Annotated in this window: 28 protein-coding genes and 1 other RNA gene; 8 read left to right on the top strand and 21 right to left on the bottom strand. The window is 38.9% G+C overall.

Annotated elements, in window-relative coordinates; all coding sequences use genetic code 11:
• Positions 1-1,068 (bottom strand): glutamate 5-kinase, encoded by a 1,068-nt coding sequence (gene proB / locus A33Q_RS13000; protein ID WP_040490451.1) that lies wholly within the window; start codon positions 1,066-1,068, stop codon positions 1-3.
• A gap of 417 nt (positions 1,069-1,485) precedes the next feature.
• On the opposite strand from proB, the gene A33Q_RS12995 reads away from it, so the two are divergent.
• Positions 1,486-2,436 carry a DUF6563 family protein gene (locus A33Q_RS12995; protein ID WP_009033285.1) on the top strand — a complete coding sequence of 317 codons (951 nt, stop codon included), beginning with the start codon at positions 1,486-1,488 and terminating at the stop codon, positions 2,434-2,436.
• Here the strand turns inward: A33Q_RS12995 and corA are convergent, their stop codons facing one another.
• The 4 genes from corA to A33Q_RS12975 all read right to left on the bottom strand — a co-directional run bounded on the left by corA (position 2,437) and on the right by A33Q_RS12975 (position 5,976).
• The gene (corA, locus tag A33Q_RS12990; protein ID WP_009033284.1) at positions 2,437-3,444 is read right to left on the bottom strand and encodes a magnesium/cobalt transporter CorA; all 1,008 of its coding nucleotides are present in this window, start codon (positions 3,442-3,444) and stop codon (positions 2,437-2,439) included.
• A complete protein-coding gene (locus A33Q_RS12985; RefSeq protein WP_009033283.1) occupies positions 3,444-3,818 on the bottom strand; it encodes a response regulator in 375 nt (124 codons plus the stop codon). The genes corA and A33Q_RS12985 overlap by 1 nt, the downstream gene beginning before the upstream one ends.
• 209 nt (positions 3,819-4,027) lie before the next feature.
• Entirely contained in the window at positions 4,028-5,656 is a 1,629-nt protein-coding gene (groL, locus tag A33Q_RS12980; RefSeq protein WP_009033282.1) for a chaperonin GroEL, read from the bottom strand.
• A gap of 41 nt (positions 5,657-5,697) precedes the next feature.
• Positions 5,698-5,976 carry a co-chaperone GroES gene (locus A33Q_RS12975; RefSeq protein WP_009033281.1) on the bottom strand — a complete coding sequence of 93 codons (279 nt, stop codon included), beginning with the start codon at positions 5,974-5,976 and terminating at the stop codon, positions 5,698-5,700.
• Positions 5,977-6,194: 218 nt separating this feature from the next.
• On the opposite strand from A33Q_RS12975, the gene A33Q_RS12970 reads away from it, so the two are divergent.
• Complete coding sequence (locus A33Q_RS12970) at positions 6,195-6,902, top strand: hypothetical protein (protein WP_009033280.1); 708 nt, start codon at positions 6,195-6,197, stop codon at positions 6,900-6,902.
• A gap of 191 nt (positions 6,903-7,093) precedes the next feature.
• Here the strand turns inward: A33Q_RS12970 and secG are convergent, their stop codons facing one another.
• The 10 genes from secG to ffs form a co-directional block, all read right to left on the bottom strand.
• Entirely contained in the window at positions 7,094-7,480 is a 387-nt protein-coding gene (secG, locus tag A33Q_RS12965) for a preprotein translocase subunit SecG (protein ID WP_009033279.1), read from the bottom strand.
• A 1-nt stretch (position 7,481) separates the two neighbouring features.
• Positions 7,482-8,402, bottom strand: coding sequence for a hypothetical protein (locus A33Q_RS12960; protein WP_009033278.1), 921 nt, complete (start codon positions 8,400-8,402; stop codon positions 7,482-7,484).
• 37 nt (positions 8,403-8,439) lie between these two features.
• On the bottom strand, positions 8,440-8,982 hold the full coding sequence (lptE, locus tag A33Q_RS12955) for an LPS assembly lipoprotein LptE (protein WP_009033277.1): 543 nt from the start codon (positions 8,980-8,982) through the stop codon (positions 8,440-8,442).
• Complete coding sequence (locus A33Q_RS12950; RefSeq protein ID WP_009033276.1) at positions 8,969-10,255, bottom strand: sigma-54 interaction domain-containing protein; 1,287 nt, start codon at positions 10,253-10,255, stop codon at positions 8,969-8,971. Before A33Q_RS12950 ends, lptE begins: the two co-directional genes overlap by 14 nt.
• A 14-nt stretch (positions 10,256-10,269) precedes the next feature.
• Entirely contained in the window at positions 10,270-11,730 is a 1,461-nt protein-coding gene (gene miaB / locus A33Q_RS12945; protein WP_009033275.1) for a tRNA (N6-isopentenyl adenosine(37)-C2)-methylthiotransferase MiaB, read from the bottom strand.
• A gap of 337 nt (positions 11,731-12,067) precedes the next feature.
• Positions 12,068-13,453, bottom strand: a complete 1,386-nt coding sequence (locus A33Q_RS12935) for a S41 family peptidase (RefSeq protein WP_016255228.1) — start codon at positions 13,451-13,453, stop codon at positions 12,068-12,070.
• Positions 13,454-13,570: 117 nt separating this feature from the next.
• Complete coding sequence (locus A33Q_RS12930) at positions 13,571-14,281, bottom strand: cell division ATP-binding protein FtsE (RefSeq protein ID WP_009033272.1); 711 nt, start codon at positions 14,279-14,281, stop codon at positions 13,571-13,573.
• 2 nt (positions 14,282-14,283) lie between these two features.
• Positions 14,284-14,487 carry a hypothetical protein gene (locus A33Q_RS12925; RefSeq protein WP_009033271.1) on the bottom strand — a complete coding sequence of 68 codons (204 nt, stop codon included), beginning with the start codon at positions 14,485-14,487 and terminating at the stop codon, positions 14,284-14,286.
• A 116-nt stretch (positions 14,488-14,603) separates the two neighbouring features.
• The gene (fsa, locus tag A33Q_RS12920) at positions 14,604-15,263 is read right to left on the bottom strand and encodes a fructose-6-phosphate aldolase (RefSeq protein ID WP_009033270.1); all 660 of its coding nucleotides are present in this window, start codon (positions 15,261-15,263) and stop codon (positions 14,604-14,606) included.
• A 206-nt stretch (positions 15,264-15,469) separates the two neighbouring features.
• Positions 15,470-15,556: signal recognition particle sRNA small type (gene ffs / locus A33Q_RS21865), an RNA gene on the bottom strand.
• 142 nt (positions 15,557-15,698) lie between these two features.
• Here ffs and A33Q_RS12915 point away from each other — a divergent pair.
• The gene (locus A33Q_RS12915; RefSeq protein ID WP_009033269.1) at positions 15,699-15,998 is read left to right on the top strand and encodes a hypothetical protein; all 300 of its coding nucleotides are present in this window, start codon (positions 15,699-15,701) and stop codon (positions 15,996-15,998) included.
• Positions 15,999-16,044: 46 nt separating this feature from the next.
• On the opposite strand, the gene A33Q_RS12910 is transcribed toward A33Q_RS12915, so the two are convergent.
• From A33Q_RS12910 to A33Q_RS12885, 6 genes are all read right to left on the bottom strand, one after another.
• Positions 16,045-17,238 carry a hypothetical protein gene (locus tag A33Q_RS12910; RefSeq protein ID WP_009033268.1) on the bottom strand — a complete coding sequence of 398 codons (1,194 nt, stop codon included), beginning with the start codon at positions 17,236-17,238 and terminating at the stop codon, positions 16,045-16,047.
• A 6-nt stretch (positions 17,239-17,244) separates the two neighbouring features.
• Entirely contained in the window at positions 17,245-18,069 is an 825-nt protein-coding gene (locus tag A33Q_RS12905; RefSeq protein ID WP_009033267.1) for a type 1 glutamine amidotransferase, read from the bottom strand.
• A gap of 106 nt (positions 18,070-18,175) precedes the next feature.
• Positions 18,176-19,282, bottom strand: a complete 1,107-nt coding sequence (locus A33Q_RS12900; protein WP_016255226.1) for a carboxylate-amine ligase — start codon at positions 19,280-19,282, stop codon at positions 18,176-18,178.
• Between the two features lie 2 nt (positions 19,283-19,284).
• Entirely contained in the window at positions 19,285-20,241 is a 957-nt protein-coding gene (locus A33Q_RS12895; protein WP_009033265.1) for an ATP-grasp domain-containing protein, read from the bottom strand.
• 17 nt (positions 20,242-20,258) lie between these two features.
• Positions 20,259-20,972: an esterase family protein gene (locus A33Q_RS12890; RefSeq protein WP_009033264.1), complete on the bottom strand. Its 714-nt coding sequence runs from the start codon at positions 20,970-20,972 to the stop codon at positions 20,259-20,261.
• Between the two features lie 458 nt (positions 20,973-21,430).
• The gene (locus A33Q_RS12885; RefSeq protein WP_009033263.1) at positions 21,431-21,940 is read right to left on the bottom strand and encodes a gamma carbonic anhydrase family protein; all 510 of its coding nucleotides are present in this window, start codon (positions 21,938-21,940) and stop codon (positions 21,431-21,433) included.
• Positions 21,941-22,073: 133 nt separating this feature from the next.
• Between A33Q_RS12885 and A33Q_RS12880 the strand changes: the two genes are divergently transcribed.
• The 5 genes from A33Q_RS12880 to A33Q_RS12860 all read left to right on the top strand — a co-directional run bounded on the left by A33Q_RS12880 (position 22,074) and on the right by A33Q_RS12860 (position 26,704).
• On the top strand, positions 22,074-22,793 hold the full coding sequence (locus A33Q_RS12880; RefSeq protein ID WP_009033262.1) for a YceI family protein: 720 nt from the start codon (positions 22,074-22,076) through the stop codon (positions 22,791-22,793).
• 135 nt (positions 22,794-22,928) lie between these two features.
• A complete protein-coding gene (locus tag A33Q_RS12875; RefSeq protein WP_235062801.1) occupies positions 22,929-24,116 on the top strand; it encodes an anthranilate synthase component I family protein in 1,188 nt (395 codons plus the stop codon).
• Between the two features lie 3 nt (positions 24,117-24,119).
• Positions 24,120-25,202, top strand: coding sequence for a DNA polymerase IV (gene dinB / locus A33Q_RS12870; RefSeq protein WP_009033260.1), 1,083 nt, complete (start codon positions 24,120-24,122; stop codon positions 25,200-25,202).
• 319 nt (positions 25,203-25,521) lie between these two features.
• Positions 25,522-26,481, top strand: coding sequence for a sterol desaturase family protein (locus A33Q_RS12865; protein ID WP_009033259.1), 960 nt, complete (start codon positions 25,522-25,524; stop codon positions 26,479-26,481).
• The gene (locus A33Q_RS12860; RefSeq protein ID WP_009033258.1) at positions 26,462-26,704 is read left to right on the top strand and encodes a hypothetical protein; all 243 of its coding nucleotides are present in this window, start codon (positions 26,462-26,464) and stop codon (positions 26,702-26,704) included. Before A33Q_RS12865 ends, A33Q_RS12860 begins: the two co-directional genes overlap by 20 nt.
• Positions 26,705-26,721 lie beyond the last annotated feature (17 nt).

The raw sequence follows: 26,721 nt of genomic DNA, 5'->3' as shown, positions 1-26,721 counted from the left end.
CTAAAACAAATAAAGGTAGTCGTAATGAATAAATGGTTTTTGGTTTTTTACCCCAATTCTTTCTTTGAGGTGGAGGTCACTGTATTCTGCCCTGCCCAGTCCAAGTTTTTGCCCTTCCTGATCCAAAACACTGATGATATCCCCTTTGGAAAAACTACCGGTGGTACCGGTGATTCCGATGGGTAAAATGGAAGTGATTTTTTCAGAAAACAATGCTTCTCTGGCACCCGCATTAACGGTAATTTCTCCTTTGAAATACTGCTCTCCATGAGCCAGCCACTTTTTGGGGCTTTGCTTCTTAGCTAAGGGCTCGAATACAGTATGTTTTGCAGTTCCTGAGGCCAGCTCAGTCAAAATGTTCTCTTTTGTTCCATTGGCAATCAACACCCTGATGCCCAAATCAGCTGATTTTTTGGCCATATTGAGTTTGGTAAGCATGCCTCCTCTCCCAAATGAAGATTTAACTGGACTGATTTGGATTTCATTCTCAAAATTGGCGGAATGTATCACTGGAATCAGTTTAGCATCGGGATGGGAAGGTGGTCCATCGTATACACCATCCACATTGGTCAATAAGATTAGGCTATCTGCATTGATCATGGCTGCTGTCAGGGAGGCCAACTCGTCATTGTCGGTAAACATGAGTTCGGAGATGGCGACGGTATCATTTTCATTGATGATAGGAAGAATGCCTTGACGTAGCAATCCCTGAATACAGTTTTTCATATTGAGGAAATGCTTCCTGTCTCTAAAGTCCTCTTTGGTAACCAAAATCTGCGCTACAGGAATTCCTAGTTTTCCAAAAAAATCCTTGTATGTTTTGATAAGTTCCACTTGTCCTGTAGCCGCCCAAATCTGTTTTTTTAATACAGGATCGAGCTTCTCAGACAAGGCCTGTTCTCCTTTGCCAAATGCTACTGCACCCGAAGAAATCAAAATGATTTTTGATCCATTCCGGAATAAGGAAGCCACCTGTCGGCTGAGGCTTTCCATCCTTTGTAGATTGGGTTGTCCATTTTCATGGATAAGGACGTTAGAGCCTATTTTGATTACACAATTTTTCAAAATACGGGTTTGTTAATTGAATATTTGGCATAAAAATAAGAGATATGTTGCTGAAAAACCATTTAAAGTAAGGAATAATTGATTGGAGGGAAATACTTGTTGATGATTTTTATGTTTTTAACATAAAATTTGTTATTTTATGTTATTTAAGATTTTAATTTTAAAATAAATGGTTTTTATGATTGTAAATTCTTTGAAAAATAAATAATTAAGAAATAGTTGTTTTGAACTACTTAATTCTGATATTTCGCCCAATAATTTAAAACTTCATGAAAAGCACCATCATCTTAGGACTACTTTTGGCCTTTTCTACAGGGCTATTGGCACAAAATAAACATCCACATGTTGTGGAAATTCCAAATTATGGGATTTCAATATCAGGTCAGCGTTTTAACCTTGTCGAGGTTAAAACGCTGACCGGTGAAAGGCAGTATTGGAACTGTGAAAAAGGGTTTGAGCAATATGCCTACCTATGCTGTTTTGCCCGGTGCAATGGATGTTTATTTGTTGAATTTTCTTCAGCAAAATGTCAGCACTTATACAGAGGTAAGCGATCTGATTCTGAAAATTGATCATTTCCAGGTTTCAGAAAGGACTTTAGCAGCCAAAGAGATTGGCTATGCAGAAGTTGGAGTAGAATTTTTATTAGAAGAAAACGGGAAAATGTATTCTCTTGGGAAATTTGAATCCAAGAGAGAAGTAAACGGTCTCGATGTAACCGGAAAGCATGGTGAGAACCTTTTTTTTGCGTTGAAAGATTGCATCAACCAATTTTCGGAATCGAATAATAAGCCGATAGAGATTTTACTGGATATTTCAAGTTTTTCCATTTTGGATTTTCAGCCCTACATGAGAAAAAGCACCTACCAAACCTTTGCTGATTGGGCTAATATTTTCCAAGTTTCGGGTGATTTCATAATTAAAGGGAAAAATGTAAGGGGGAATTTTCCCCGATATCAAGCAAGAGACAGTCAAACCAAAAAGAAAATTAAAGGACTATTTGGATTTTCAGACGGAGATGCATTTTATCTCAATGCTTCTAATTATTCTTATGGCAATTATTATTATGTAAAATCCCAATTGGTAGGACCATTTTTACTTTTTGAAGATCAAATTGGCGACCCCATGGCCGCTGTAGCTTTTGGAATGATCGGAGCTTTGGCTTCTTTGAGAATCAATTTTTACGTGCTGGATTCCAGAAGCGGGATGGTCAGGATGTTGGACGATCTGTATATGAAGGAATTGCTTCATGGCCACCCTGAACTTATGGCAGCATATAAGGCTGCAGCTGGTACAAAAAGAGAGAATCAAAAAGAGGTTATTTCCCAGTTGAATGCCAAATTGCTTGCGGGATTGAATGCGGCTCCTTAATCAAAACCATTTTTTTTTCTTGAAATAATACACCATTCCGGCAGTGGTCAACACAAAGAAAATCCAGATGCTCAGGTAGGCATATTTCCATTCAAGCTCAGGCATATATTCGAAATTCATGCCGTAGACTCCTGCGATAAATGTCAGGGGTATAAAAATAGTAGCTATGATCGTGAGTGTTTTCATTACCTCATTTTGTTTGAGGCTAATATTGGTCATATAGATTTCCACCAATGTAGTGATGGATTCCCGCTGCATCTCCAGATTTTCGATGATTTCAACAGCGTGCTCATAAATATTATTGAGATAGGGGAGGGTCTTTTTTCTCAGTATTGGACTTTCTGATTTTTTCCAGGTAGAAAGTACTTCTCGGGTAGGCCATACTACTTTTTTAATTTCCTGCATAGATTTTCTGTGTCGGTAGATGGTGGCCAAAAGAGATTTGTGGTGATTGGACATGATCAGATCTTCCAGTTCCTCGGTCTTGTCATACAACTTTTCCAGTAAGATAAAGTACTCATCAATGATTGCATCCAATAAAGTATAAGCCAAATAATCCGGACCCATTTTTCTCATTTTACCCAAAGGATTTTCAAGTCTCGTTCTAATACCATCAAACAGGTCAAAATCCTCTTCCTGAAAAGTGATGATGTAGTTTTTCGCAATTAAGATGCTGACTTGTTCTGTATGGATTTTGGAAATATTGCCTTTGGAATACAACATTTTAGAAATCAACAAAACTTGGTTGTCAAACTCTTCTAATTTGGGTCTTTGTTGGTTGTTTTTGATATCTTCTAAGGCAAGTGGGTGTATTTCAAAAATTTCCGCTATTTCCTTTAGCAAAACGTCATCATGAATGCCAATGATATTAAGCCAGAATTTATCTTGGGAACTTAGAAAAGATTGGATTTGCTTGCTTGCTGTTATATGATGCTTTTCAAGAGAGTTTTCACTGTAGACATATAGTTCCAGGCTCAATTTTGGTTCTATATGGGGATTGGATTCCATTACACTATGTTTTTCATTTTGTCCGGAGTAAGTGGTTTTTCTACGAATCCTTTGACCACGCTAAACTCCATTGCTTTTTGTCTGTCCTGAAGGTCAATTGAACTGGAAAGCATAAAAATTTGATCTTTTCTGTCAGGAAACTCTTTTAAATAAACGTTCAAAAAATCCCAGCCATTCATTACGGGCATGTTGATGTCGAGCAATATCAATGTCTGTTCGTTTGGATCCAATGACCTCAATTTTTGCAGTGCTTTTTCAGCTTCTAAAAATTCCTCGACCTTTTCCGAGATGGATAATTTGGTGATCAATCTTTTATTGATAAGGTTATTGATAGGATCATCATCGACCAAAATGACTGATTTGTAGGGTTGCATGCAGTTACAAAATTGAACTTAAGAATTTTCTAAACTAATGTGCTTGTCAAATATAAAAATCATCTGGTTAAATTCTAGATGTTTTATTTTTATTTCGAATTTTAGATTGGAAATAAATGAGTTTAAATCTCTGTCCTAAAAATCTTTAAATAGTAAAAAGGAAGCTCATTGAGCTTCCTTTTAATTTATTTTTTGTGCAGGATGTGATATTACATCATTCCACCCATTCCGCCGCCGCCCATTGGAGGCATTGCAGGTGCATCTTCTTTGATGTCAGCTACCACACATTCGGTAGTCAAAAGAAGTGCTGCGATAGATGCTGCATTTTCCAAAGCCAATCTGGTCACTTTAGTTGGGTCAATAACACCTACCTCAAAAAGGTCTTCAAACTTGTCAGTTCTGGCGTTATATCCATAGTTTCCTGAGTTTTCTTTGATTTTATTGATGATTACTGATCCTTCACCACCGGCATTTTCCACAATGGTCCTCAAAGGAGACTCAATAGCGATTCTGACGATATTGATACCTGTATCTTGGTCTTCGTTTTCACCTTTGAGCGAATCCAAAGCAGAGGAAGTTCTCACCAAGGCAACACCACCACCTACTACTACACCTTCTTGTACAGCAGCTCTGGTTGCATGCAAAGCATCATCCACTCTGTCTTTTTTCTCTTTCATTTCAACTTCAGTAGCCGCACCGATGTATAGGATGGCAACACCACCTGATAGTTTGGCCAATCTTTCCTGAAGTTTTTCTTTATCGTAGTCAGATGTAGTTTTTTCAATCTGAGCTTTGATTTCGTTGATTCTGGACTGAATCGCACTTGATTCACCTGCTCCATTGACTACAGTAGTGTTGTCTTTGTCAATGTTTACTTTCTCAGCAGTTCCTAAGTATTCGATGGTAGCATTTTCAAGCTTATAGCCTCTCTCTTCAGAGATCACTGTGCCACCTGTCAATATAGCAATGTCTTCCAACATAGCTTTTCTTCTATCGCCGAATCCTGGCGCTTTTACAGCAGCTACTTTCAGTGCACCTCGGATTTTGTTAACTACCAATGTAGCTAGAGCTTCACCATCTACATCTTCAGCGATGATCAACAATGGTCGGCCTGATTGTGCTACCGGCTCCAATACAGGAAGTAGTTCTTTCATTGAAGAAATCTTCTTGTCGTAGATCAAAATGTAAGGATTCTCCAATTCTGCTTCCATTTTCTCTGTATTGGTAACAAAGTATGGAGAAAGGTAACCTCTGTCAAACTGCATACCTTCTACAGTTCTTACTTCAGTTTCGGTACCTTTAGCTTCTTCTACAGTGATGACACCGTCTTTGCCTACTTTGTCCATAGCGTCGGCAATCATTTTACCGATTTCCTCGTCATTGTTGGCGGATACAGTGGCTACTTGTTGAATTTCTTTAGAAGTCGAAATAGGCTTAGAGTTAGCTTTCAGCTCAGCTACTACAGCAGTAACGGCTTTGTCAATACCTCTTTTCAAATCCATTGGATTGGCACCTGCTGCTACGTTTTTAATTCCGGCATTGAAAATAGCCTGAGTAAGTACAGTAGCAGTAGTAGTTCCGTCACCTGCATTGTCAGCAGTTTTGGAAGCTACTTCCTTCACCAACTGAGCACCCATATTTTCGATTGGTTCTTCCAATTCGATTTCTTTAGCTACAGATACACCATCTTTAGTAATGGTAGGAGCGCCAAATTTTTTGTCAATGATTACATTTCTTCCCTTAGGACCTAATGTTACTTTCACTGCGTCTGCAAGAGCATCTACACCTTTCTTCAGTCTGTCTCTTGCGTCGGTATCGAAAAATAATTGTTTAGCCATTTTTTTGTTTTTTTAGGTTTTTGATTGTTTGAAATAGATGTTTACAGAATTGCAAATATGTCAGCTTCTCTCATGATGAGATAGTCCTGACCTTCCACGGATAGCTCTGTACCTGCGTACTTGCCATAAAGTACCGTGTCACCTACTTTTACAGTCAATGGTTCATCTTTTTTACCGTTACCCACTGCGACTACTGTGCCTTTCTGAGGCTTTTCTTTAGCAGTGTCTGGAATGTAAAGACCAGAGGCAGTTTTCTCTTCAGCTGCAGCAGGTTCTACCAGAACTCTGTCTGCAAGAGGTTGGATGTTTACTTTTGACATAGTTATTTAACTTTTAAAGGTTAGTTACAAAATCTTACATTGCCCAATTATCATTTCTTATGCCAATTGGGGATTCTTGGTCCAAACTGACATAAAGGCGGAAAATCACATGATAGCTTGTCATAATAAGCCGAGCACAATCTTATTGCCTGTCAAAATTTCAAAGGCTATTTTATCTTTTGTCAGTTTTTAGTAAATTTTTGACAAATTGAATACCTATGAAAACATTATCAGACAATTGGATCACTGAAGGATGGATTGATTTTGAATATAAAAAATACCTCCTTTTGGCCTATTTGCAACATGTGGATTCCCAGTTTCAGGAAGTCAAGCTTTACCCTCCATTGGCGGAGTTGATCAGACATTACACAAAGTTGAAAAGCTTCTCAGAAAACAAAAATCAACTCAAATTGGCTTTTCCAAAATTGCTTGAAGGGCCTGACTTGAAACAAATGAAACTTAAATATAAACCATTGATTGTTGATGATGAATTGATGGAACAATTGGAGGAAATAGTACAGTATTCATTGCCACAATTTCAGAAAGCTATTGAAGAAGGAAAGGGAATCTATGAGTTTTTGGAAAAGGATATGTCCATCGAGCCTGTTGGCCTTTCTCCCATTTATCAAAATGAAGGATATGCTTTTCTTACTTTTGAAAAGTCAAATGAAATTTATGTGTACCGCTACAAAGTCAACTTATTCCAAAACAGTATAGATAAATTCAAAGGTATCATGATGCAGCTCGTGGATAAGGTGAGGAGATCTATCACCAATACATTTGAACAGATCAAATTGGATCTGATCAAGTCTTATAAAGAGCTTCCTAATCCTGCTACTTACCGCATACATAGTTTGCAGCAGATTCCGGTTCAAGAAAGCTTTTTACCTATTTCCAAAAGATTGTTGTTGAAGATGGTGGATTGATTTTATAATTGAGATATAGTTGAAATACAATAGAAATACAATAGAAATACAATAGAAATATGATAGAAATAGGTTTGAAATATTGAGGGGAAATTAATTGATATTGAATTTCAAAAAATTTCTAACGTTTGTGGAAATAAAAAAAGCCCGGCTCAGCCAGGCTTTTTTGTTTGATATTGTATAATCATCGATTAATCTTCAGACCCTTCTTCTTCTTCGGTGGTATCTATCGGGGTTTCCACGCTTTGCTCTTCTGTATTGGAAGGAAGTAGACCTTCTCCTTCACCAAAGGATGGAGAAACGACTTGTCTTCTGGCATTCTCAACATTAGGCGATCTGAAGTCAGAACTGCTCTCAGTGCTGTAAAAAGCTGCTGAACTCAAGGAAAGAACCAAAATGGCAATAGAAAGCACCCATGTTGCTTTCTCTAGGATGTTTCCGGTTTTTGTAACTCCCATGATTTGGGAAGCGCTTCCACCAAATGCAGCTCCAACGCCACCTTTGGAATCCTGAGCCAAGATAACTAATACTAAGAGTACAGCGAGAATGATGATAATACTGATAAGTAGGGTAAACATATTATGATTTATTTTCTTCCAAGTCTTTAATTAGGTCTGCAAAATAAGTGTTTTTATCTGGAAACTTCACCATCAATTTCTTATAAATTTCCTTAGCCTTTTGTTTTTTACCTTGCTTTAACAGGAGCTTGGCATAAGACTCTGAAACCAAAGTAGGGTTGAGCTTGGTGCTTTTTGCACTCAAATCATCCTGTTTTGATTGTGTTTCTATTTCCTTGAGGGTGGCAAGTTTGATTTCTCTCTTACTAAAAGCCTTGATGATGTCTATCTGTTCCTTCTTCTTTTCATCGTGGATTTCTTTCTTTTCTCTTTTTTTGATAGACTCTATCAGTTCATCTCCTCTTTGCTTTTTCCGCTTTTTGGGTTCTGTTTTTCCTTCGGGAGTGGCTTTTTCAACTTTTTCGGTTGAATCTTGGGCTTTAGCTACTATTTCAGCATTAGCTGGAGCTCCCTTCTTTTCTTCCGGTTTTGCTCCTGGTTTCTGATGATCAGGAGATTTACCCTGTACTAATTCCTCACCCAGCTTCTTGAGTAGCATGGTTCTTTCTTTCGGGTCGGATTTTTTTGGTGGTGAAGGGACCAATTCTCCATCCAAATCATCAATCAGGTTATCAGGGTTTTGAGGTCCTTTGTCCTCAATAGCTTTTTTCAGGCTCGGATTAAAGCTTAGGATGATGTTGTCAAGCTTTTCATCATTTTCCAGCAATTGTTTGAGCCAAGTCCTGTCAGGACTCGTGATTGCAGCAAAGTGAAGCATATCCTCTGATTCATCATGGGCCTTGTCTTTTTCATATTTGGCCAAGAGTACTTTAGGAATCTGAAAATAAGGAAAGGCCTTATGAAGTTTGATTAACCTGACCAAATCATCCTTGCTGGGATGTTTGATTTTCTGGATTGATTCTAAAAGCTGAAGAGGGTTCACTTTCTTGTAGTTTATTGACTTTCCAATTTACAAAATTTTACCAGTTGGCTACGGTAGCAGTAAAGATATCCTGAATGATACTTTCAAATATTTCTTCAATTAGTTGACTTTCTACCTGTAAGATTGAAGTAGTTCTTGGATCATAATCTTTGAAAAATGAAAAGGTCCGCTTCAAGCTATATTCTTCTTCCACAGTATTGACATAATCTACTTCTACACCTATCGTTAGTCGCATTTGTCCGGCCCTGTCAGGTAAGTTGGGGTCCTGAGTAGATACAGTAGCCTGAGGGTTGATCGTGTATCGATTGATAGCACCTGAAAACTGAAGGTCACCGTTAAGCCGCACCAGCTCAAGTTGTGTATTTCTTTGGTAAAAATCTTTCAGTGATTCTGTGAAGAGTTGCTCCATATTTGCAGGGCCTCCACCGGAATCATTGAAAAAGTTTTCTACAGAAAAAGTTTTGATAATGTCGTAGTTGATATTTGTTCCAGTAAAACTATAGCTGACCGAACAGGCATACATCAACAACCCTGTGAATAGAAAGAAACTTACCCTTATGAACCGCTTAATCAATGTCATACTGTTTGATTTTTCTATATAACGTTCTTTCTGAAATTCCGAGGTCACTGGCAGCATATTTTCTTTTGTTGTTATGCTTGCGCAATGCCCTGATGATCATTTCTTTTTCCTTTTTCTCCAATGAAAGTGAGTTGTCATCTTCCTCATGGATTATGTCCTCAATGTCATCATCATAGTCATCGGAATCTTCCTTGCTTTTTTGTGAATCCAGGACAATAGGCATGTGTGAAGAGGGGGCTTCCTGTTGGGCTTTTTCTTCGAAAGAAACTGGGCTTTCCAGATCTTCAAATAGATTTTGGTGTTTGTTGATAATTGTAGAATTCAAACCGCCGGACTGATAGGATTCCAAAACAAGCTTTTTGAGCTCGTTCATGTCTTTTTTCATATCAAAGAGCACTTTGTACAAAATTTCTCTTTCTGAAAAATCAGGACCTTCTTCTCTATTGGAGCCTCCGGTGAAAACCGCTGGCAATCGTGACTGTCCTGTAGGAAGGTATCTTGCCAGAGTAGCGGCATCTATTTCCCTTTCCTGTTCCAAAAGTGAGATTTGCTCTGCTATATTTTTCAACTGCCTGATATTGCCAGGAAAAGGGAATCTCATCAATAATTTTCTCGCCTCTTCATCCAAGGAAATTGGCTTGACAGCATATTTTTCAGAAAAATCAGAGGTGAATTTTCTAAACAACAACACTACATCATCCCCTCTTTCCCTAAGTGGTGGGACGTAAATTGGAACGGTATTTAATCTATAATAAAGGTCTTCTCTAAACTTCCCTTTTTCTACTGCTTTGATCAAATTGACATTGGTGGCCGCAATTACACGAACATTGGTTTTCTGAACTTTTGATGAACCCACTTTGATAAACTCACCATTTTCCAGGACTCTAAGGAGCCTTGCTTGTGTTCCCAATGGCATCTCGCCGATCTCATCCAGAAAGATAGAACCTCCATCTGTGACCTCAAAGTATCCTTTTCTGGCTTCATGCGCCCCTGTAAAAGAACCTTTTTCATGTCCAAAAAGCTCAGAATCTATGGTTCCTTCGGGAATGGCACCACAATTGATAGCTATGAATTTACCATGCTTTCTAGGGCTGATAGAATGAATGATCTTTGAAAAAGACTCCTTACCACTACCGCTTTCACCGGTAATCAAAACGGTCATCTCAGTTGGGGCAGCCTGCATGGCAACCGAAATGGCATGATTGAGCAAGGGACTGTTCCCGATAATGCCAAATCGCTGTTTGATACTCAATAATTCAGAATCTGAAAACATGTTCATTTTGCCTATTAAGAAACCAACTCCCCGAAAAGTGTTGCAGAAGAGCAGTCTGTGATTTTTACTTTTACGTATGTGCCGGGTTGGATTCCCGTATTGGGAATGATTACCACTTTGTTGGCCGAATTCCTCCCCTTCAATTGTTCCTCTGAACGTTTGGAAGTCCCTTCAACAAGGATTTCCTGAACCTTCCCAATATCCATTTTATTTCTTTCAAGAGAAATCGCTGCTTGCTTTTCTATGATTTCAGCCAACCTTCTTTTTTTGGTTTCTAATGGGATATCATCTTCAAATTTTTTAGCAGCCAAAGTTCCGGGTCTTTCGGAATAATAGAACATGTATGAAAAATCATACTTCACTATATCCATGATAGTCAGTGTGTCCTGATGTTCTTCTTCTGTTTCTGTGCAAAATCCTGCAATCATATCAGAAGAAATACCGCATTCCTCTCCCAGTATTTCCCTGATGGCCTGCACACGGTTCAAATACCATTCCCTATCGTAAGTCCTGTTCATAAGTTCCAATACTCTTGAATTACCGCTTTGAACGGGCAGGTGGATGTATTTGCAGATATTATCGTATGCTTTCATGGTATAAAGCACCTCGTCTGTTATGTCTTTTGGGTGAGAGGTCGAAAATCTCACTCTTAGCTGAGGAGATACTTTGGCTACCATTTCCAAAAGATTTGCAAAGTTGACTACTGTACTTACTTCCTCTTCTTTTTTATTTAGCCTCGCTTTGTTGTTTTCTTCGGGTGACCATTTGTAGGAGTCTACGTTTTGTCCGAGAAGCGTGACTTCTTTGTATCCTTTTTCAAATAAATCCTGCGCTTCTTTGACAATGGAATGTGGATCCCTACTTCTTTCCCTTCCTCTGGTAAAAGGAACTACACAGAATGAACACATATTGTCACATCCCCTCATGATAGAGATAAATGCGCTTATTCCATTCGAATTTAACCTTACAGGTGCAATGTCTGCATAGGTCTCTTCTCTTGACAGGAAGGTATTGACACCTTTTTGTCCATCTTCTGCTGAAGAAACCAAATTTGGAAGATCCCTGTATGCATCCGGTCCCACGACTACATCAACAATTTTTTCCTCTTCCAACAGTTTGTCTTTCAAGCGCTCAGCCATACAGCCCAAGACGCCAATAGTCATCTCAGGTTTATGTTTTTTAATGGCATTGAATTGGGAAAGTCTTTTGCGCACTGTCAGCTCTGCTTTCTCCCGGATTGAGCAGGTATTTAAAAAAATAACGTCTGCCTGCTCATAGTCCGATGTGGTGTCAAAACCATTGTCTTTCATGATGGAGGCTACAATCTCAGAGTCTGAGAAATTCATTTGACACCCATAAGACTCTATGTAAAGTTTTTTGGATTTACCGGTATCCTCCTCCACAGTGGTCTTGAAATCACAAGCTTGTGCTTGATCAGGCGCGATAATGTCTATGTCTTTGATGATATTTTCCATGTATGATGTAATTCGAGATGCGAAATTAAGAAAATACAGACAAAATGACAGGGATTCTTATGTCAAAGATGAATTTTCCTTGGAGCACTCTTCAAATAATGGTTTAAACGCTGAGGTGGCTCCCGTCGGGAAGCGTCATTGTGAAATTGGGGAATTTATTTACGCTTTTTGCTTGCAAAGTTTCCTTTATGATGCTGGAGAAAAGGTTGGCTACTAGTTATAGCAATTCATAGGTGAAATGAAAGTAGCAGCTTAATAGCTAGGGAACAACCTGTCTTTTACCTGTCGGCTATGAATCGATTGTAGGAAATTTCAAAAACTGTAAATAAAGAACTTGCTATTTTACAGGTAATTTGAACCCTTCATGAATAGTTTTTCCTGAATGGATTTTTTTCTCGAATGAGTCTCCAAGAGGAACTCTATCTATTCTGGATCTCCTTTCAGAAGCTGAAGCTGTCCCTGTAATGTCCTGAATGGCCAAGCTTAGTAAATATTCATTGATGTCTCCAAGCGGAGCAAGGAATCTTTGGGTCAGTTCAATACCTTCAATGTCGGGGTCAAAACCATTGATAAAGTCTGATTGACCATTGCTGTTAAAGAGCATTGTGATGATTGGCATCATCCCGTAATCGTTATCCGGATTGTCTTCTTCCTGAAGGAGGGCCGAACCTACATTTTTACCTTCTGTAGTGGAGCCAATCAGTTTGACATCCATATAGGGTTTAAGTCCATTGATGATCATTTCGCTGGCTGATGCAGTTCTTCTACTTGTTAGGATATAAACCCTGTTTCCGTTCAGAATAGGGCCAAGGTTTTCATTTTTAGATAAAAACTCCAACTTATCATCTTGAAACTCTTCAAATTGGGTAAGAAAGCTGTTGTACTTTTGTTCGAGAAAGACATCATCTGTGCTTACATTGGGAGCTATGAGGGATGCAAGATTCAGTGTACTGTTGAGTGAACCTCCGCCGTTGTATCTGAAATCGAGAATGAGATTGTTGATTCCTTCAGATTTGAATCTGGCAAAAATCTCATCCATTTGTCTGTCATAGCGATCAGCTTGCCCGGAAATCCCAGAAGCAAAAAAGTGATAGACTACATAACCTATTTTGTGATTGTCGATTGTAAAAAGAGTATCCAAAAAGTTAGGGTTTTCTGAGAGTTGTACTGTCTGTAAATTGATTTCTTCTTGTGGTTCATAGCTGTCCTCAGATTCATTGAATCTGAGAAAATTCAAACTATGATTGTCCCTTGTACTTCTCAATAAGTTCTGAAAGTTACTTAGGTTTAGGGAAATGCCATTGATCTGGGTGATAATGTCCCCTCTTCGCAATCCTGCATCTTCTGCGGGGCTTCCTGCTTTAATATAGGCTACGAAAGCCAAAACATTTTCATTGGTTGAACTCTCTCTTGCCAGTAAATATTCGTATCCGGCTTCTCTTCTGATGCCCTGTAGACTATTTGCAATTTCTTGGTAATTGGGATAAATTTCTGAATACCTATCCGTAGGTCTGAAAAGTAAGGCCTCAAAGTATTCTTCAGGATCGGAATCTATGGCTATGGGATTATTCATGTCTTCTAACCAATAATAGCCCTGATCCATCAAATTTTGAATCCATGTATTGATTTTCCCATTCGTAGAATTTCTCCTGTCATTTTCTATTGGATCCTCCTTTTCCTGACAAGATGCAGCGAATAAGATGAGGATGGTAATTAAAAACAATCTATTGTAAGTTTTTATATTCGATTCCTTAAGTTCAAATAAAACCAAAAAGCTGGTCCAATGTTCAGGTGCTTTTAGGGCTTTCAATTTAGGTAAAAAAGTAAAAAAACACCTACTTTAAAAAGAGGTGTTGATGCTAATGTCTGCGGTTTTGCTATCAAGTAATTTTCCTTTTTCACACTTGAGGACTCTGTAGGGATATTTTCGCAATAAATCATGGTTATGAGTGGCCATCAAGATAGCAGTACCTTCTTTGTTGATTTCCTGAAATAGTCTGAATATCCCATCAGCAACATCCGGATCAAGATTTCCAGTAGGCTCATCGGCTAAAAGGATAGATGGATTGTTGATCAAAGCCCGAGCTATCACGACTCTTTGTTGCTCTCCGCCGGAAAGTTGATGTGGCATTTTGGTAGAGGCGTCTCCCAAACCCACTTTGAGCAGTACCTCAATCATCCTATTGTTCATTTTTGATTTGTCTTTCCAGCCTGTAGCTTTCATGACGAAAAATAAATTTTCAGCGACTGTTCTGTCCGGAAACAACTGAAAATCCTGAAAAACTATTCCCAGCTTTCTTCTAAGAAATGGGACCTCCTTGTTTTTGATTTTTTCCAGGGAAAACCCTACGATCTCAGCCTTGCCCATTTTGAGGGGCAAATCAGCATACAAGGTTTTGAGCAGAGAGCTTTTTCCACTACCGGTACGGCCGATAAGGAAGACAAACTCATCTTGTTCTATAGTGAAATTGACATCTTGAAGGATGGCATCCATCCCTTGAAAGATGTTTCCGTTTTCTACTTTGATTATTGCCTGACTTTCGAAATCCATAATTATAATTCCAGCTTTTGGAGTTTTCCAAAGGGCAGTTGGTTGATCAATTCCTCCAATTCTTTTTCTTTTCCTTCCAATCCAAATTTCTCAAGATTTTTCATTGGCCTGTCAGCTCTGAAATAAGCTACCAAAACAAAATTAAGATCTCTGATCTGAATGTAATCAGGAATTTTTGCCTTGCCCTTGACTTTGATAATGTACATGGTAAAAAATCTTAACGGTTATTTATCTGAGGTATTACCCTATTTGGGGAGATTTTGTTTTAAGAAAAAGAAATTCCGGGTTGGTTTTTTGATAGATCACCTTCCCGGAATTTAAATTATTTTCCTGCAGCCTTAGCATGGTCAGCTAAAAACTGGGCCAGGCCAGAGTCTGTCAAAGGGTGTTTCAACAATCCTGTGATTACTTTAAGTGGACAAGTAGCTACATCAGCACCTATTTCCGCACATTTGATCAAGTGCATAGAGTGTCTTACAGAAGCTGCCAATACTTGTGTTGCGTACCCATAGGTATTGTAAATATGAACGATCTGCTCTATCAGTTCCAGTCCATCGTAAGAAATGTCGTCCAACCTTCCTATAAAAGGAGATACATAAGTTGCACCTGCTTTGGCTGCAAGAATTGCCTGTCCTGCGGAAAAAATCAATGTACAATTGGTTCTGATCCCTTCAGAATGGAAATATTTGATTGCCTTTACCCCGTCTTTGATCATGGGTACTTTGACTACGATTTTGTTGTCAATTTTGGCAAGTTCTTTCCCTTCTTTGATCATTCCTTCAAAGTCTGTCGCAATTACCTCAGCACTGACATTGTCGTCTACAATATCACAGATTGCCTTGTAGTGTGCCTTCACTTTTTCATCACCACTGATGCCTTCTTTGGCCATTAATGATGGGTTTGTAGTGACGCCGTCCAGGACGCCTAGGTCGTAAGCTTCTTTGATGTCATCCAGATTGGCTGTGTCGATAAAGAATTTCATGTTATAGGTTTTTGTTGATGTTGCAAGCAAAGTTAATTGAATAAAGGGGATTTGGAAGATTGCTATTCGAAAGATTGGAAATATTCATTCTGAAAAAGCTGTTCTTAGCCTTAAAAACTTATCATTAGTTTGGTTTGCGTGAAAAAGTTAAAAAAAAGTTAAAATCAATTACAAAAATCACTAATCAGTTAGTTATTTAGATCAAAAAAGAAGCGGCATCGCACCGCTACAACCGCCTACCCTTGCTTCCTTCCGGACCTGGGGGATTCAGCAGGAGCTGGTCGTGCCGCTAGATCACAAAGGTAAAGCAAAATCCTCATCTTCCAAATCGGAAAGGCTATATTCAAGAGGGTAAATGGCTAATTGTCTAAGCCTCAATTACAAATATTATGGCAAAGTTTTTGTATCTTTTAATGCATTATAAAAAATAAAATTATGAAAAGAGGAATTGTTTTTATAGCAACTTTAATGATGTTGGGTTCTTGCGGGATTTTTCTGCCAAGACCGGAATTTGAAAAAGGGATGACAGAAAGAAGGTTTTTGAGACAGAATAGAGATGCCGTCATCAATACTTTGGATAATGGCAAAACCGTTTACAGGGTTGACAGAGGGGAAAGATTTTATGTTTTGGCTACTTTCGAGGATGGAAAGCTTGTCAAGCTAGAGGAGATAGAAGCAAGGCCTGCATGGATGACTCCTCAAGACGAAAGGGAACGAGAAAATAGGAACAGATAATTATATACCGCATATAAGACCGCTACTTAACAGGGCGGTCTTTTTTTTATGATTTTTCAAAAAGGCCTAGCGTACCTCCGACCCAATCCTTGTCTTTGTTGAATTTTACGCCGATCATTTCTCCCCTGCTCAACCTCACCAGATTGCCCATCAGGGTAGGGGAATCGTCTCCTTCAGGCCATACTGCAAGAATCCGCACTTCGGCTTTTACTTTGCCTTCAATCGCATCGACTACAGGTGCGTAGTTCACTTTTCTTTGCAAAATGTAGAGGTCTTTTTCTTTCACATTTTCAATATCCTCTTTTTTGACATGAAATATTACGCCGCTACCCGAGAATGAAAACAAAGGCTTGAGTACATAATTCTCCAAGTCAGCTGGAATTTCATTCAATTCGCTAAGTAGCTTACTTTCTATAAAATAGGGTCCATGCAAGTAAGGCAAAATAAATTTCGAAATCCTAAAAAACCAGTTCGGGTGGCCTGCCCATTCCACATCCAAATCATCCATAAAGCTAAAATTCATTTTCAGGTCTTTTCGGAGTTCGAGTTCATCAAAAATCACTCTGTTGTAAATTCTCCTGATTCTGATTTCTTTTCCTTCTGGATTGTTATAATAAAGCTGATTTCCTTTTTTGGTGACTTCAGTGACGCAACAAATGGGAATGTTAAAGTCTTTATTGCAGTAGTAGAAGTCTATTTTGGTGTTTTGCTTTTCAGGTTCTATCTCTAAGAGTATGACTTCTTCGGGATTGAAGCCTTTTAATACAGTTTCTTCGAACTTTTTGTAATACCCTTGCTCATCTAGCCCTTCCAAATAGGGGCTTAGCTGATCCAAAAAAGGATAGCTAGCCTTTAGTTTTTTGAACAGATTAAACTGGAAGTTGAAAATGGAAGGAAAGCCCTGTACTTCAATAAGTTTTGGGATTATTTTTCCATTCTCCTCGCATACCCCAAAGTCAATGGCAAGGAACTGGGTATGTTTGTCTTCATTAGGGACATTGGAATTAATTAATAGAGACTTTTGGGTGATTTCTTTGAAGTCTTCTCTTTTGATGAAATCAATGACCTGCTTGCTGCCTTCAAGAATTTGTTCTTTGAGTTCCTTGGGTATAAAAAACGGCGTTTCAGCAATTCTGAATGTGGGGCGATAATCAAAATCAGAAGCTATAGCATCTAAAAATGCTTTGTATTTGGCTTCTGTAAACTCTGAATTGAACCGTTTTCTATGTGCTGAAATCATAAGTTTTTAGATTAAAATGCTGTTTTCCAGCCTTATTTTTTCTATGGACTGTTTAAGAAAATTGGGTATCAGGGTTTCATTGGTTTTGTAAATGGTGTTTTCATCCACCAATCTTTCCAGCATAGTTCTGTATTTTGTTTTTCCTTTGAGTGCAATCAATTTTTCCCTGACCTCTTGTTTTTTGAGGTGGTTGAGAAAGCTTACCGGATCTGCCTCAGGATGGAACTGTGTACCAACCAACTCTTCTGAAAACCTGACTGCCATGATGGCTCTTTCATATTCTACATGGCTTCTGATTTTTTCGAGGGCTATGATTTTGGCTCCCATGGCCTTGAATTTTTTAGCATGTGGTTTGACCACTTGGTAATCGCGTGAGTCCACGGCCCAAAATGGATTGTCCAAGGCCTCAAAAAGAGGATCATTAAAACCATCGACTGTTTTGTGTATGGTCATCACTCCAAATGAGGTGGATTTTCTTTTGGTGATTTCGGCAAGACCAAAATGCTTGACAGCCATCTGGAAAGAATGACAGATGAAGAGGATATGTTTTTTTCTTGTATTTTCCTTATTCCAGGACCAGATTTGCTCTAAGAATTGTCCAAACTTCACTTCCCAATTACCATCTCCTTCTAATGGATTTCCTGGACCTCCTGTAGCGACATAGAGATTGTATTGGTCCGGATCAGGCAATTCAGCTTTTCCTCTTACATCATAAACTTTGAAAGTCAGATCTTCTGAAAACCTATTGATAATATCATGGATACATCGCATACCCTGATTGGGCTCCCCGTCATACATGTCCAGAATGGCCACTTTAATTTTCTCCTGCATGATATTTTTGATAAATGAGGGCGCAAGTTAATGCATCTTTGGGATTGCCCGTTCAGAAAGTTTCAAAATATTGAATACAAAGGATTTAATCCGTTTTTCTCAATACCTAAACCCCTTTGGTAAATTCCCCTGTGATGAAATCAACAACTTTGACCAAGTCTTCTGTTTCTTCAAAAACCTTTTTCTGTTTGTCGGCACCAGTACCTTCAGAAAGGATTTTGTGGATGTAATTGATATCTTCCCTGCTGCCCAATTCATCTACCACATCATCTACAAACTCGAGCAATTCCATCATGAGTGCTTTGTATTCCACTTCTTTTTTCTGACCAAAATCTATCATCAGACCTTCGGTTCCATACCTTGCCGCTCTGAATTTATTTTCTCTGATAAGTGCAATTCTATACACATTGAAGCTCGTGTTCATCATGTGCATTTTGTATAGCTTTGCTACCACTGCCTGAATCAATGCTACCAAACACATGGTTTCATCTACGGTCAGGCACATATCGCAGATTCTGAATTCAATTGTACTGAAAAAAGGATGCATCCTGAGATCCCACCAGATTTTCTTTGGATTATCTATGCAATTGGTCTTGACAAGAGTTTCGAGAAAATTGTCATAAGATTGTACCGAATCAAAATACTCCGGTAAACCTGTTCTTGGAAATTTTGCAAATATGTGTGCCCTGTATGCCTTGAAACCTGTGTCCCTTCCTTCCCAAAAGGGGGAGTTGGTGGATAATGCATAAATATGAGGAAGAAAATAGCAGGCCTGATTCATGATATGCAAGGCTACCTCTCTGTTTTCTATTCCCACATGAACATGCAATCCAAAAATCAGATTTGAGCGTGCAGTATCCTGAAGTTCCTTTACGATCACATCATATCTGGGATCATCCGTGATAGGCTGCTCCTGCCATTTTGAAAATGGGTGAGTTCCTGAGGCACCTACAATGAGGTTTTGTTCTGAGGCCAAATCGACAATTTTGTTTCTTAAAAAAGAAACTTCTTTTCTGGCATCCGATACGTTTTGACAGATATTTGTCCCGACCTCAACCACCGATTGGTGCATTTCGGCCTTTACCTGTTCGCGAAGGATAATCTTGGCACCGTCCACGATTTTGGACATATGAGAGCGTAGATCCCGTGTTTCAGGATCTATAATCTGGTATTCTTCTTCAACCCCAAGTGTGAAAACGGGTAGTTTTTTCATGATTAAAATCGTTTGGCCATGCTGACAGCATCTTTCATAAATGTGCCCCAGGTAAGATTGACTTTGCCGGGTTTTTGAGCCTTGGCGTATGTGATTGCCATTTTTGCAGCTTCCTCTACAACCCAATCAAAATTGGCCTGACCTACAGAATTGATGTCTGCATCCGGAGCTGGATTTCCAAAATCTATAGCATAAGGCACTCCATCTCTCACCGCAAATTCCACTGTGTTGAAATCATAGCCAAGACCTTGGCACAATTTGAGTGTGTAGTCTTTTACTGTTTTCAACAACTTCTTGGATGCCGGTGGGCCATCGATGACATACCTGAGATGGTGAGGATTTCTCGGTTCATATTGCATGATGCGAACAGCCTTACCGCCCAAGCAATACACCCTAAAGTATTCTGTAAAGACAATTTCTTCCTGAAGGAGCATTACCAATTGTCCTGTTTCCCTGTGTTTGGCGAAAAACTCTTCTTTGTTTTCAAGGCGGTACACATTTTTCCATCCACCTCCAGCATAAGGTTTCATGTAGGCAGGAAATCCTATATAGTCAAAAATAGCCTCCCAATCCAATGGCATTTTTAAGTTTCTGAATGATTTGGCTGTAGTGTCAGTAGGATGCTCTGCGGAGGGAAGCAGAACAGTGTTTGGAAGGGGTACGCCTAGCTGATCTGCCAGGCAGTTGTTGAAAAACTTATCATCTGCTGACCACCAAAATGGATTGTTGATGACTGCGGTACCTGTCAAAGCTGCGTTCTTGAGGTAGGCTCTATAGAAGGGTACATCCTGCGAAATTCTGTCTATGATGACAGCATATTCTGTTAATCGGTTTTGAACGACTTTATCTATAGTTACAGCTTCAGCGATGATGCCTTTTTCTTTCTTTTCGTTGACTCTTTCGATAAATGCATGGGGAAAAGTGTCTTCCATGCCAAATAGGATTCCTATCTTTTTCATAAACGCGTGGTATTAGATTAATTGAATTTGATTCTTGATAAATAATGAGGAAACATCTCTTTCCAAACCGGCCAGTCGTGTTGCCTGTCTTTTCTGACATCCAGCCAATGTCTTACTCCTTTACCTTCCAGGACATCCGAAAGCTTGATGTTGGCATCAAAGCAAATGTCCCAGTTGGATGTGCCCAGTACAATGTCCATTTTCCAGAGTTCTTGGTCCTGAAGGCCTGGAAGGTACTCAAGAGGGGAGTTGAAGAAAATGTCATCATGGACATAGCCATCCATAAAGTTTCTGATTTCAAAAGCCCCGGACATGGAAAACATATGGCTGACGTATCCTGGATGTCTAAAAGCAAAATTTGCTGCATGGTAGCCTCCGAAGCTACATCCTGCCACTACCACTTTGCCCACACCGGTATTTAGCCTTACTCTTTCTACGATATCATGGCAGATCATCTTATCGTAGGCCACATGATTTTGGATTCTTTGGTGAGGATGTACGTGTTTGTTATAGAAGCTTTGTCTATCACTGCTGTCCGGGCAGAAAATCTGAATCAAACCCTGATCAATATACCATTTGGCTGATTCAAGAAGGCCCATATCTCTGTTTTCATGGAATGAACCCATGGATGTGGGGAATAAAACCACAGGATAGCCAGCATGCCCAAAAACCAGCATCTGAACCTCCCTATTGACAAATTGAGAATGCCATTTAAAATATTCTTCTTTCATAAAACACTAAGTTCTAGGTTGATTAAAAATAACTGCCTTTTGCTGATATGCAAAAGGATGTTGAAAATGTTTTTTTATTCAAAATTTTAGTTTTTAAATAATCCGAAATTATTCAAGTAATTTTGATTTTTGACTAAAATTTAAAATAATCAATTTTTAATAATTTTGTGCTGGGAGCAAATAAAAACATGTTTTATTCCTTTCAAGATAAATATAATGTTGCTTGAATACAAAAGTTGATCTGATGAGAAAAGAGACTAACTCAGTTTTTGAAGGCTTTTTTAAGAAGAGGTGCTTGAAAATCAGCCGCTTTACACTTTTATTATCTTTCTGTAAATTATGGTATTTTAAAAAGAGAAGCTATGGCCAAATGTTTTTCGATTTTTTTAATGCCTGAATTCAAAAATACAGGGCTTTTTACCGATTAGGGCAAGTATAATTATTAGGTGCTTGAAATCTTACTCGAACCAAGATGCGTATTTGGGGTAATTATCAGCTGTCCGCCTGATGACTTCCAGCATTTCAGGTCCCGTTTCTTTCACTTTCTTCGCTGGCATTCCGGCATAAATGCTATTGGCCTCTACCACCGTACCAGCCAATACTACTGCTCCTGCGGCTATTACCGCTCCAGAATGAACTACAGCCTTGTCCATAATGATTGCGCCCATACCAACCAATACATTGTCATGAATGGTGCAGCCATGGACTACGGCATTATGGGCGATGGAAACTCTATTTCCTATGTAAGTCCCCGATTGATTGTAAGTTCCGTGAATAACTACTCCGTCCTGAATATTCGTGTCATTTCCAATTCTGATTTCGTGGACATCTCCTCTAATGACAGCATTAAACCAGACGGTGCAGTTGTCACCCATAATTATATCACCTACCAAAGTTGCATTCTCAGCAAACCAGCACTTATTTCCAAATTGTGGAGTGAATCCACGCACACTTTTTATCAGGGCCATTTCTTCCTTGTTTGACGTTTTTTGAGGGTTTTTATAAATCAAAGATATTTTTTTTCAGGCAATCTTGAACTTTTTTAAAACTAATTGGTTTTCGTGTATATACATTTAATACCGAAACAAAACAATTCAATTTATGAAACTATTACAAAAATCAGGTTTGATCTTGGCATCAGCATTTATGATCGTAGCATGTGGACCTGGAGGAAACACAGTAGAGACAGGTGAGGCTGAAGAAGTAGCAGCTGGATCAGGAACTACCCTAAGTATCGATGCTTCTACAAGCAAAATCGATTGGAGAGGTTACAAGCCATCCGGTCAGCATTATGGATACATTCCAGTGATTGAAGGCGAAGTGATGGTCGACGGAGAGTCTCTAACGGGAGCAAAATTTGTTTTTGACATTACCGGTTTGAAAATCCAGGACATGGAAGAGAGCAATGAAAATTACGGCAAACTATGGGGTCACCTGCAGTCTGATGATTTCTTTGATGCAGAGAACCATCCTCAGGCCCAGTTTGAATTGACTAAAGTAGAGCCTTTTTCTGCTGACACCATTGAAGATAACGAAGAGTTTGAAACTGACAACACTCCAAAGAAAGACTCTGAATTGATCGAAGGTAATCCTACTCACTGGATTTCAGGAAATCTAACCATGAGAGGTACTACCAAAAACATTAAGTTTCCAGCAGTAGTAAGTATTGCCGATGGAGTTGTTTCTGCAAAAGCAGGTTTCAATATTGACAGAACTAACTGGGGATTGATGTATGGTGATGAAAGCAGTGCAACTGACAAAGCTAAAGATCAATTTATTTACAATACTGTAAGTGTAGGTTTTGATATAAAAGCTAACTAAGCCAATTATATTTTAGTAAGACAAAGAGGAAATCTGATGGTTTCCTCTTTTTTTATGCCTTTATCTTATTTTTACGTCATGTTGCATACTTCTACAATAAAAATCCTAAAGCCTGAAAAATTCCGGAAGCAGCTTATGCAATGGTTAGATTTCAACTTCCCTTTTTTTATTTTTCAGGAAGGAAATGGATTTGAATACCCTCAAGGAACATTTCCAAACCAAGCGCATGCATCAAGCACATGTATAGATCTTCAAAAGGCAGACCTTCTTTATCGGAAATCAGACTTGGCTGGAATAATTAGCTATGACTATAAAAACAAGGTTGAAAATCTACAAAGTATAAACTCTGAAGTCATAGCACTTGAAGAGACCGTTTTTTTTCAACCAGAGCTAAGTATCCAAATTGAAAAGGATTTTTTGGTTTTTAAGGGTGCTAATGCTGAGGATTTTGTTATTTCATTCCAAAAGTTTATTCCCTCAAGCAGGCAAAATCCAAGAGTCAGAACCAAGCGTCTGACTACCCTTGAAGATTATATTCAAAAGGTCAAAAATATTCAGAACCATATCCGAGAGGGAGATATGTATGAGTTGAATTATTGTATGGGCTTTAGTTTTGAAGGGGATTGGGATCCTATCCTGGCATATGAAGATTTGATGCAAATATCTCCGATGCCATTTTCTGGAGTTTTTAAATCCAAAAGCAAATACCTGTTGGCTGCTTCCCCGGAGAGATTTCTCAAAAGAAAAAATTCAAAGATGATCGCCCAACCCATCAAGGGAACCATTAAAAGAGGAACCCATAAGCAGGAAGATGATGTGATGAAAGAACAACTCCTCAATTCAGAAAAAGAAAGGGCCGAAAATCTGATGATCGTGGACTTGATGAGAAATGATTTGTCAAAAATTTCAAAAACCGGCTCTGTAGAAGTTGATGAACTCTTTGGTATTTATTCATTCCCAAGAGTTCATCAAATGATTTCAACGGTCTCTTCAGACTTGAAAGAAGGACTCGGGCTAAAAGAAATTATCCATGCTACTTTCCCAATGGGCAGCATGACAGGAGCCCCTAAAGTCAAATGCATGGAGTTGATAGATGATTTTGAGAATTTCAAGAGAGGATGGTTTTCAGGTTGTTTTGGTTTTTTTCAAGAGAATGGAGATTTTGATCTGAATGTAATTATCAGAAGTGTCCTTTTTGACAAAGAAAAAAGCAAAGGATACTTTGCTGTAGGTTCTGCCATTACTTTTGATGCAGATCCAGAATACGAATATGCCGAATGTCTGCTCAAGGCTTCTGCAATCCTGCAAATTTTGGAAGGTTGATAAATGGAAAAGGTCAGAAAAATTATTCATGTGGATATGGATGCATTTTATGCCTCTGTAGAACAAATGGATAATCCTGACCTAAAAGGGAGACCGCTTGCAGTAGGTGGTAACAGAGAAAGGGGAGTAGTGGCTGCGGCGTCTTATGAAGCGAGAAAATATGGCGTCCGGTCGGCTATGTCCGGTAAAATGGCTGCGCTCAAATGTCCCCATTTGATTTTTGTCAAACCCCGATTTGATAGGTATAAGGAGATCTCCACCCGGATCCGGGAGATTTTTTACGCTTATACAGACTTGGTAGAGCCGCTTTCATTGGATGAGGCATTCTTGGATGTGACTGAAAATAAGGTTGGTAATCCCTCAGCCACTTTGATTGCAAAAGAGATCAGAGCAAGAATCAAAGAAGAAATAGGGCTCAATGCGTCAGCAGGGATTTCTTACAATAAATTTTTGGCCAAAACGGCTTCAGATATTAACAAACCCAATGGTCAAGCAGTGATCCTTCCCCAGGATGCTGAATCTTTTTTGGAAAAACTACCAATAGAAAAGTTTTTTGGAATAGGTAAGGTCACATCGGAAAAAATGAAATCCTTGGGAATTCACAATGGTTATGACCTCAAACAGTTTTCACTCCAATTTCTAACCAAGCGTTTTGGGAAGTCAGGTCTGCATTTTTATAACATCGTGAGGGGAATTCATCTCTCAGAAGTGCAACCCAACAGGATAAGAAAGTCACTCAGTGCAGAAAATACCTTTTCAACAGATTTGAAGTCAGAGGTAGAATGGCTGGCTGCTCTTTCTGAAATATTCGAAGAACTCAAAAGGAGAGTGGAAAAGTCCGGAATCAAGGGCAGGACGGTAACGTTAAAAATCAAATACCATGATTTCAACATTCAGACCAGAAGCAGAACCTTTGAACAATATCCTGAAGAAGGCAAAATCTGGGAAACGGTTTTGGAATTGTTGAGACAAGAAGCTTTGGTTTCTCCTGTGAGGTTATTTGGCATTGGCCTTTCCAATTTGAATGTGGAGGAAGAAAGGGTACACTTCGGGAAGCAGCTTTGGCTAGATTTTGATACACCCTAAATTAGGATTCAGCTGATTTTTACTAATGTAACTTTGGTCACAATTTCGCCCTTAACTTCTTTATACTTTTGAATCATTAAGGGTAATAGATCGGTTTTGAATACCGAAAAGGAGCCATCTGAAAAGAATTACAGCCATAGCAAGGAATATCCTTGAATTCCATGGCTAATAAAAATAGGTTGAGTTGAATTCATGAGAATGGGTTCTTGATTATGAAAACATGTCGTCCGGAAACAGATGGCATTTAGTTGTGGTTTATGGGAGTACCGAAATGGGGCAATTGTGTTAATTGTCCCTTTTCTTTATTTAAATTGAGCTTATGGATTTCGAAAAGTATATTAAAATAGTAATGGACTCTTATTACGGGTATTTCGATTACCTGGTCAATGAGATGTTTTATCCTTCCTGGACCAATTATTTCTGGTGGCTATTGGGCATGTCCGTTGCTGTTTGGTTGTTGGAAATTATCATTCCTTGGAGGAAGGACCAACCTATTTTCAGAAAAGACTTTTGGCTGGATGGATTCTACATGTTTTTCAATTATTTTCTTTTTTCGCTTATAGCCTACAATGCCATATCCAATGTGGCCGTAGAGGCTTTCAATGATTTTCTGGCGCTTTTTGGAATAGAGAATATGGTGGCAATTCACATAGAGGCATGGCCGAGGTGGGGACAGTTTCTGCTTCTTTTCCTCTCGGCAGACTTTATTCAATGGAATGTGCACAGGATGCTGCATAGAGTTCCCGCACTGTGGGAGTTCCATAAGGTTCATCATTCTGTAGAACAGATGGGTTTTGCGGCTCACTTGCGTTTTCACTGGATGGAAACAATTATCTACAAATCAGTGCAATATATTCCACTGGCGATGATAGGCTTTGGGCTGGAGGACTTCTTCATTGTACACATATTTGCGACTACTATTGGCCATCTCAACCACGCTAACCTTAGAATAACTTATGGCCCATTTAAATATATTTTGAATAATCCTATCATGCACCTTTGGCATCATGTAAAGGCACTTCCTGAGGATAGAAAATATGGGGTCAATTACGGAATCACCTTGAGTGTCTGGGATTACCTCTTTGGTACTGATTATATCCCACATGAAGGAAGAGACGAGCCTTTGGGTTTTGATGGGGTAGAAGATTTTCCCAAGACCTTTTGGCAACAGGTCAGTTATCCATTCCTGAAAGTAAAAAAGAACGAAAATGGGAAAGAGGGTTTTCCTAAAGCCCCTTTTGAACAACAAGTGAAAGTCAATGAAACGGATACGCTCTAATTGGAAATTTATTCATTTTCTATGGTTGCTTTTGGCTTTGGCTCCATTCTTTCCTGAGCCACATTTATTTGGAAAAGTAAGGTGGATTTTAGGAGGTGCTAAAGGCATGCAGGCTATGGATTGGTTTGACTTTTTCTTCCACGGTATTCCCGCAGTTCTTTTCATAAGGATAGTCATCTTAAAGGCTTTGGGTAAATATGCTAAAACAGCTGCAAATCAATAATATATATTATTGGTTTG

The sequence above is a fragment of the Indibacter alkaliphilus LW1 genome, assembly GCF_000295935.2.
Taxonomy (GTDB): Bacteria; Bacteroidota; Bacteroidia; order Cytophagales; family Cyclobacteriaceae; genus Indibacter; species Indibacter alkaliphilus.
This window is presented reverse-complemented; position numbering and strand designations above follow the sequence as displayed.